The sequence below is a fragment of the Thiorhodococcus mannitoliphagus genome (assembly GCF_010915725.1).
GTDB classification, from domain to species: domain Bacteria; phylum Pseudomonadota; class Gammaproteobacteria; order Chromatiales; family Chromatiaceae; genus Thiorhodococcus; species Thiorhodococcus mannitoliphagus.
Window position 1 is genome coordinate 1 of the sequence record NZ_JAAIJR010000191.1, and the last position, 7,622, is coordinate 7,622.

At 61.5% G+C, this 7,622-nt stretch carries 5 protein-coding genes; 2 read left to right on the forward strand and 3 right to left on the reverse strand.

Annotated features, from left to right (window positions below; translation table 11 throughout):
* Positions 1-631 precede the first annotated feature (631 nt).
* Positions 632-2,806, reverse strand: a complete 2,175-nt coding sequence (locus G3480_RS24165; RefSeq protein WP_164656789.1) for a putative bifunctional diguanylate cyclase/phosphodiesterase — start codon at positions 2,804-2,806, stop codon at positions 632-634.
* Between the two features lie 438 nt (positions 2,807-3,244).
* Here G3480_RS24165 and G3480_RS24170 point away from each other — a divergent pair, with 438 nt between their 5' ends.
* Positions 3,245-3,853, forward strand: coding sequence for a hypothetical protein (locus G3480_RS24170; RefSeq protein ID WP_164656790.1), 609 nt, complete (start codon positions 3,245-3,247; stop codon positions 3,851-3,853).
* Positions 3,854-3,946: 93 nt separating this feature from the next.
* On the opposite strand, the gene G3480_RS24175 is transcribed toward G3480_RS24170, so the two are convergent.
* A complete protein-coding gene (locus tag G3480_RS24175) occupies positions 3,947-4,444 on the reverse strand; it encodes a hypothetical protein (protein WP_240906028.1) in 498 nt (165 codons plus the stop codon).
* 13 nt (positions 4,445-4,457) lie between these two features.
* Positions 4,458-5,171 (reverse strand): SDR family NAD(P)-dependent oxidoreductase, encoded by a 714-nt coding sequence (locus G3480_RS24180; protein WP_164656791.1) that lies wholly within the window; start codon positions 5,169-5,171, stop codon positions 4,458-4,460.
* Between the two features lie 289 nt (positions 5,172-5,460).
* Here G3480_RS24180 and lapB point away from each other — a divergent pair, with 289 nt between their 5' ends.
* Positions 5,461-6,663 (forward strand): lipopolysaccharide assembly protein LapB, encoded by a 1,203-nt coding sequence (gene lapB / locus G3480_RS24185; RefSeq protein ID WP_164656792.1) that lies wholly within the window; start codon positions 5,461-5,463, stop codon positions 6,661-6,663.
* Positions 6,664-7,622: the final 959 nt, after the last annotated feature.

Here is a 7,622-nt window from a genome sequence, read left to right on the forward strand (position 1 = left end):
CGTCCAGGCTTCAGGGGCGAACGGCTTCCCGGGCTCTCTTCATAAACTCCGTTTATCACTCCTCCTTATCAATCCCTGAGAACAGAACATACAAGGGGCGAATCAGGGCAATCGCATCAAGAAATGGTAATATTAGAGCGCATTTATATGCTAGCGAAATCAGCATGATGGAGCACGCAGAGCCCGAATTTCTGAGCGTTGATAGAGCGAGAGCTCAAAGTCCTTGCCAGCAATCGACGCTCGGAGACACTCGTCGCACCGGGTCTGCGGGTGAATCCAGCAGCATTTCTGTTTGGTGGAACCGAGATCCGACGCATGGCAGATATAACGCGCTGAATTAAAAGGCATTAGAGATTCAGAATATAAGGAATGTTTGATGCGATTGCCCTGAGGGGCGAATTCATTCGCCCTCCCGCCAGTGCCAAGGGCCACAGAGTCCTTGAGGGCGCAAAATGCTTACAGGTGAGTCAAATTTCGATGCAGCGTCCGACCATCCAAGGCCGTCGGGATCGGTATCGGTATCGAACCGACGATAGCGATCCCGATTCTGATAGCGATCCCGATGGCATGACTCGTCGGTCTGAGGCGAAGCCAACGCAGGGGCGCGCGAGCTTGGTGATGAGTCCATTTCTCAAGCCTGATCGGTCTGGAGGCCGGCGCTCGAGGTGGTGAACTGCTGTGGCTGGGGGGGCATGGACTGGGGCGGCTGTTCGGCGGAGCGACGATGCACCTTGGCCCAGTCGAGCAGTCGCTGGGCGGGGAGTGGCTCGGATACGCGGTATCCCTGGAGAATGTCGCAGCCTTGGGCCTGCAGAATGGAGCATTGGGTGTCGGTTTCGACGCCTTGAGCTGCGGTCTCTATTCCGAGCTGCTTGGCGAGCGAGACGATGGCAGAGGTCACGAGCCTGCTGTCCTCATTCGTCGCGATGTCTTGGATCAGGCTGCGGTCGATCTTGATGGTATTGATCGCGAGTCGGTGCAGATTGACCACGGACGAATAGCCGGTTCCGAAGTTGTCGATCGCGACTCGGACGCCGAGCCCCTGAAGCTGCTCGATGGCTTGGCCGCTATGCTCGGTTTCGAGCAGGCTGTTCTCGGTGATCTCGAACTCGAGTGCGTCTGGCGGGAGTTGAGCGCGCGCAAGCGCCGTGCTGACCGTTTCCAGCAGATCGGGGTGTGTGAGTTGCTGGCCCGCGAGGTTGATCGCCAGCCGCAGCTCAGGAAGGCCCTGGGCGCGCCACTGCGCGAGTGCGCGGCAGCCTTCATCTAGGATCCATGCCGTCGTTTGGGCGACGATGCCGCTGTCTTCCAAGCGTGCAATCAGCCCGCCGGGTTGGGCCGATGCATCCGCGCTTTGCCAGCGCAGCAGTGCCTCGGCACCGACTAGATGCCCGGACCCTATGTGGATCTGCGGTTGGTAGTGCAGCTCCAGCTGACCGGACGACAGTGCTTGCGGCAGATGCTGTTCCAGGCTGAGGCGGCCGGTCGCGGCCAAGTCCAACTCTGGAGTGAAGCGGCAATAGGCGTTCTTGCCGCGGCGTTTGGCCTCGTACATGGCGCTGTCGGCACTGTGCAGGAGGGCGTCTGCTGTGGTGCCGTCTTCGGGATAGAGGGTGACGCCGATGCTGGCCGAGAGCTGCAGCCGGTGGCCTTGGATCGAATAGGGCTGGGCCAGCACGGCAAGCAACTTTTCCGCCAAGCCGACGACGTCGGCTGTGCCGTGAATGCCTTCGGCGACCACGGTGAACTCGTCACCGCCGAGTCGGGCGACGGTGTCGCTGGCGCGCACGGTCTCGCGCAGGCGCGCGGCGGCGAGCTTGAGCACCTCGTCGCCAAGCGCGTGCCCCAGTGAGTCATTGATGGCTTTGAAGCCGTCGAGGTCGAGAAACATCAAGCCGATTTGGTGCTCGCTGCGATCAGCCGCGTAGAGTGCATGGCGGAGCCTGTCTTGGAACAGGTGACGGTTGGGAAGTCCGGTCAGGGCGTCATAGTTGGCGAGGTGACGCATGCGCCGGTGGCTGACCTTGAGTTCCTTTGCCATGGTGTTCAAGGCGCGCGCGAGGTGGCCCAGCTCATCGCTGCTGCGCACCGGCAGGGCAATGTCCAAGTTGCCGTTGGCGCAGGATTCCGCCGCGGCAACCATTTCCGTGATGGGCTGGCTCAGCGACCGCGCGACGCGCCAGATCAGCATGGCGCCAATGCTTCCGACCAGCGTCAGCATGAGCCCGGCGCCGAGCAGCAGGGCCACGCTGGCGTGTTCCCACTGGGCCGTCACTTGCTGGTCGAGCATCTGCAGTGATGCTTGGAGTGCGGTGTTGGAGAGCGTGATGACGGCATAGCCGGCAACGCGATTGTCTGCGCCGACGGCGAAGCTGAGTGTGCTGCTGTCTGGGTGGGCGTCCAGGATGGGCTGACCGGGCAAGGGCTCACGCGGCAGCGCGAGCGGTTGGCCATAGCGATAATTGGCGATGCTGCCGTCCGTGACAACGCGGGCGTTCGCGTCTGTGATGATGAACGACTTGATCGGGAGCCATGCCTTGACCTGGTCGATTTCCTTGTTGAGTGCGGCGATGTCGACGCGGTCGAGGTGGGGGAAGAGGTGCCCGCGGAGATAGTTGGCGCTGTTGAGCAGGACGTTCTTCTCGTTGAGCGTCTGGGTCTCAGCGAAAATGCTTTGCAGCCGCGGGCGTAGGTCGTTGACCATGCCGTAGCCGAGCCAGCCGGTCAGTGCGAGCATGACCAGCATGAGCCCCGCGATCAGCAGGGTGAAGTGCAAGGCCAGGCGGCCACGTATTGTCTGTAACATGGTTTCGGAGCCTGTCCGACTGAGTATGAATCGGCTGCGGAACCGGAAGAAGGGTCCCTGTCGCGCCGGTTTTTCGTTACATAGAGCCGCTAGGCGCCTCAAAACCTACGCGAAAGGGCCTCGCTCGTGACCGGACCAGGGATCCACGGCCTCAAGTGGGTCCGGGAGCAGAGAATGTATCGCAATATCGGATCCATAGTGTGGAAAATGCCCAATCCCGAGGGCATGCGTGGGTTCGGCGGGAGCGGCGTCCCGCCGTGACGGGCGCGCGATCGCAGCGGGCGTTGCTCCCAGGTCGTCTAACCTGAAGGCGGCGCGGCGTCTCCTCAACCGACTGGGCGATCCGGTGATCAACGCCATCTGGTATGAGATTTTCCGGCAATCGCCTAAACTGTCGCTCAGTCTGATTAACGCACTTTGCATCGCGAGGTCTTTTCGATGAAACGTTTTTGCATGGCGTTGGCATGCCTGTTCGCCGCTTCGGCCCCTACGATTGGCAGTGCGGCGCCGACCTGGTACGTCGGCTATTCCTTCGTCTATAGCGATGCACGCAATTTGTGCTCTTTCATGCGCTTCCAGGCGGACGCCTTCGGGATCGAGCAAGCCGATGTGCTCTATAAGCATCTGGAGGATCTGATGACGACCTCGGCGGACGAGGGCGCTACCTTCGCCCACACGCTGCCCTCTGAGGCGCTCGCGAAAGGCCAGACCGGAGAGCAGGTCGTTGCGGACATTGCCGCGGAAGGACTTGCTGCCTGTACGGTTGCTGAGCAGCCTGTCGACGGCATGCTGCTCGCCAGTGCTTTCCCATGTTTCTATCAGGATCAGCAGCAAATGTGCTTCCGGCTCTATGTGAATACCGGAGACACGGATCCGACGGCCTTTGGTATCGACCCTGGTCCGGCAGAGCTGGGAGGCAGCTTCGTGCTGCGCAAGACCTGGGATGCATCGGCGGGCCTGGTCTACGCAGGTCGCGTTGCGCTGCCGTTCGCGGTGCAGGCACCCTTGAGCTACGCCGCTTCCGGATTGCAGATCTTTAGGGATTGATGGTCCCGAGTCGCTCTGCGCCCTTGTGGGAGCGGCGCCCCGCCGCGATGCCATGCGGCGCCTGGGGCACGCCGTCCTAAGATTCGGGCCGAGCTATGGCAGCGCCCGGATTGCGCTGAGCTTTTCTTGGTAGTCCTCCTTGAGGCTGTCCGGCAGGGCGGATTCCTTGGCGCCGTCGCAGCCCTTCATGTCTCTGAGCCGCGCAATGAAATCAGCTTCCAGCCGGCGTTGGACGCGGCGGTAGCTGTGCTCGGGGAAGAGATCGTCTTGGACTGAGAGCACCGTCGTGCGGAGCTTGCCAACCATGGCTTTGTTCAGATTATCCGTTGCGCGGCCTGATACGTCGCCGCGGCAGCGGGCATTGTAGAGGTCCAGGTTGGCAGCTGCCTCCACGGCATCGACCAGCAGTTGCTCGGTTTGTGCGTCAAGGTCGACCGCTTGCGTGGCGCAGGCCAGGCTGCTCGCTAGGATGAGGGCTGGCAAGCGCGCCCGGAGATGGCGCTTGGTTCGCCTCTCGCCTCCGTGGGTCGGCGGCCTTTGCCGAACGACGATGGCGGGCGGATAGGACGAGTACGTCTGATTGCTTGGCATGACGGTTGGTTGCTCAGGAGCGTCCGTAGACCGGGATCGCGGCGCCAGTAACGCAGCGTGCGGCGTGGGATGTGAGAAAGAGGATGACGTCGGCCAAGGCTTCTGGCGATACCCAGGTCGAGTGATCCTGATCCGGCATCGCTAAACGATTCTGCGGTGTATCCAGGGTGCCTGGCAAGACGCAGTTGGCCGTGATGCCCGCGTGCTTGAGTTCCTCGGCGAGGCTCTCGGTCAGCGTGATGATGGCAGCCTTGGAGACGCAATAGGGCGCCATCTTGGCCGCGCCCTGGGTCGCCGCGCGCGCGGACACATTGACGATTCGGCCGGCTCCGGCTTCGCGCAGCTGTGGGATGACGGCGCGCGCGCAGTTGACCGCGGTCTGCAGGTTCAAGCTCAGCATCGCATCCCAGTCCTCGGGCCTTGTCTCGTCGACTGCTGGACCCATGGCAAAGCCTCCCGCGATGTTGGCAAGCCCGTAGATTTGCCCTAGCGACGACCTTACCTCGCTCGCCATGGCGATCGACTGTTGCGGATCGATGAGGTCGAGCGCGAACGTGGCCGATTTGGTGCCGGGCGGCAACTCGGCTTGGGCCTGTTGCAGGGTGAGCTGATCGCGGCCGACCAAGGCTAGCGTTGCTCCGGCCGCCGCAAATGCCTTGGCGGTCGCGCGACCTAGATTACCGGCCGCTCCCGTGATGATGAGGGTTTTTCCCGCGAGATCCTGCATGTCAGTATCGGCTCCTCTTTGCTTGGTTTGTCCATGGGCTCAAACGGCGGCGATCGGGCGGGGTTCTCGAGGTACTTGCAGATGGCTTTCGCGCCTGCCCCGTGAATCTCTGCAGTGGTCTTTGGTCGATTTCTCCAGCCATGCGTCCCGACACGCGAGTCTGTATGATGAGAGCGGTGGAGACAGATCCAAAACCCTCAGTTCGATGCCATGGTGTCGCTGACGATATCTCGACCGATGGGGTCGGTTCGCCCGCCGGCGCGATCTCGTACTAAGGTGACTTGAGTTCATGATCGAAGTGCTCTTTCTGCTGCTTCCGGTCGCGGCCGCCTCCGGATGGTGGCTGGCGCGTCGCGAGAAGCGCTCTCAGGCGAAAGGGATTGGGCCGACGCATCCGGATTTCTTGCGTGGCCTGAATTATCTGCTCGAGGAACAGCCCGACAAGGCGATTGATACCTTTCTCAAACTGGCCGAGGTCGACGGTGAAACGGCAGAGACGCATCTTGCCCTGGGCAGCTTGTTTCGTCGCCGTGGCGAGGTCGATCGGGCCATCCGTCTGCACCAGAATCTGGTCGAGCGCCGGAGCCTAAGCCCGCAGTTGCGCGGCTTCGCACTCTTCGAGCTTGGGCGGGACTACATGTGCGCCGGGGTCCTCGACCGTGCCGAAGGGCTCTTCCTCGAGCTGGTCGAGCGCGGCCTGCATCAGGAGCGGGCGCTTCAAGCCTTGCGGGACATCTATCAGCAGGAGCGCGACTGGCGCAAGTGCCTGGAGGTCGCGGAGCAGCTCAGGGCCTGCTGTGGTCAGGCGATGACGGTCGAGATTGCGCAGTATTACTGTGAGCTGGCGGAGGATGCGCGGCGCAAGGGTGACGATAGCGGCGCGCAGCAGCAGTTGGCGTTGGCTCAAGAGGCTGATCCGAACTGTGTGCGTGCCATGATGCTGGAGGGCTTCATGGCGCTCGAGCAGGGTGATGCGGTCCGCGCGATCGACCTCTTCGGACGCGTTGCGGAGCGCGGTGCTGCCTATGTTCCCGAGATCCTTCCGGCAATGATCGAGGCCATGCGGCATCTGGGCTATGACGATATTCTCGAGCGTTTGGAGGCGCTGGCGCGTCGGCATGCGAGTCCGCCGTTGATGCTGAGCCTGAGCGATCTTGTCGCTAACGAGCGGGGAGCCGACGCCGCCTTGGATCTGCTCACCGCTTATCTATCGCGTTATGCGGATCTGGCTGGGCTGGAGCGGCTGCTCGAGCTTGAAGCGCGCCGAACGTCTTGCGATTCTCCGAGGGGCCAACCTGTGCACATCGCTCACGGCGTGGCCCGGCAGCTGCTGACGCGACAGCCCGTCTATCAATGCGAGAAGTGTGGCTTCCAGGCCCGCACCCTGCATTGGCATTGCCCCAGTTGTAAGTGCTGGGGGACCGTCGTACCCGTGCTGCCGGAGCAGATCCAAGCTGAGCCCGAGCGGTCGGCGGAAGCGTCGCGCGACTGAGCGTGCTTGGATGATTTCAGGCTGCTCTTAAGAAAGCGCCCATCAACAAGTTCCCCCCTTCGCAAAGGGGGGCAGGCTCAACACCTATCGGTTTCCCGGAATCAACCGGAACAGCCGCTCCAAGCCTGCGTCGCCAGGCCATCCTGGCCTGGTTTGCCAGGGCTGGAAGCCCTGGCTACATAAAACCGATAGGTGGTGAGGGGGGGCAGGGGGATTTCGGGCGGCATCGCTCGCATCAGGAAACAATTGATGGACACTTTACTAAGAAAGCGTCCATCAACATCTTCTCCCCTTTCGCAAAGGGGGGCTAGGGGGGATTTCGGGCGGCATCGCTCGCATCGGGAAACAATTGATGGACACTTGCTAACTCGACTTTGGCCATTTTTCCCGGCTGGTAATCTCTTTTTTATCAGAAGCTTACGATGCCTGAAAAAGTTAGCGAGGGGTCCAATTTCGGCGTGCTGGCCTCCCGACCCCCTCTAATTATCAGCCCTCACGGTACTTCAAGCAGTTAGCTTCCGGGGAGACTGCCAAAATGGCCAAAGTCGAGTTGCTAAGGTAGTTTCCGGGAAAGCCTTTTGTGTCACGCTGCCGTAGGATGGGCAGAGCCCGTGCTCGGTGGTTTCATCGGAGCGCTGGAGCTGGGCGGGCGTGCCCATCCTTCAAGACGCAGCGCTGGCAAGATGGGCACGCTGCGCTTTGCCCATCCTACGGGGAAGGCGTTTGGGGAAGGCTCTTAAAGGCTGTCTGACAAACCTCTTCCCCCCTTTCGCAAAGGGGGGGATTTCGGGCGAGATCGCTCGCATCGGGAAACAATTGATGGGCGCTTTCTTTGCACTGGCGAGAGGGCGAATGAATTCGCCCCTTGTATGTTCTGTTCTCAGGGATTGATAAGGAGGAGTGATAAACGGAGTTTATGAAGAGAGCCCGGGAAGCCGTTCGCCCCTGAAGCCTGGACG

What these genes read in the sequence shown, in the direction of transcription:
- G3480_RS24165 (WP_164656789.1), bottom strand. Translation starts at nt 2,806, where the DNA reads ATGTTACAGACAATACGTGGCCGCCTGGCCTTGCACTTCACCCTGCTG.
- G3480_RS24170 (WP_164656790.1), top strand. Translation starts at nt 3,245, where the DNA reads ATGAAACGTTTTTGCATGGCGTTGGCATGCCTGTTCGCCGCTTCGGCC.
- G3480_RS24175 (WP_240906028.1), bottom strand. Translation starts at nt 4,444, where the DNA reads ATGCCAAGCAATCAGACGTACTCGTCCTATCCGCCCGCCATCGTCGTT.
- G3480_RS24180 (WP_164656791.1), bottom strand. Translation starts at nt 5,171, where the DNA reads ATGCAGGATCTCGCGGGAAAAACCCTCATCATCACGGGAGCGGCCGGT.
- lapB (WP_164656792.1), top strand. Translation starts at nt 5,461, where the DNA reads ATGATCGAAGTGCTCTTTCTGCTGCTTCCGGTCGCGGCCGCCTCCGGA.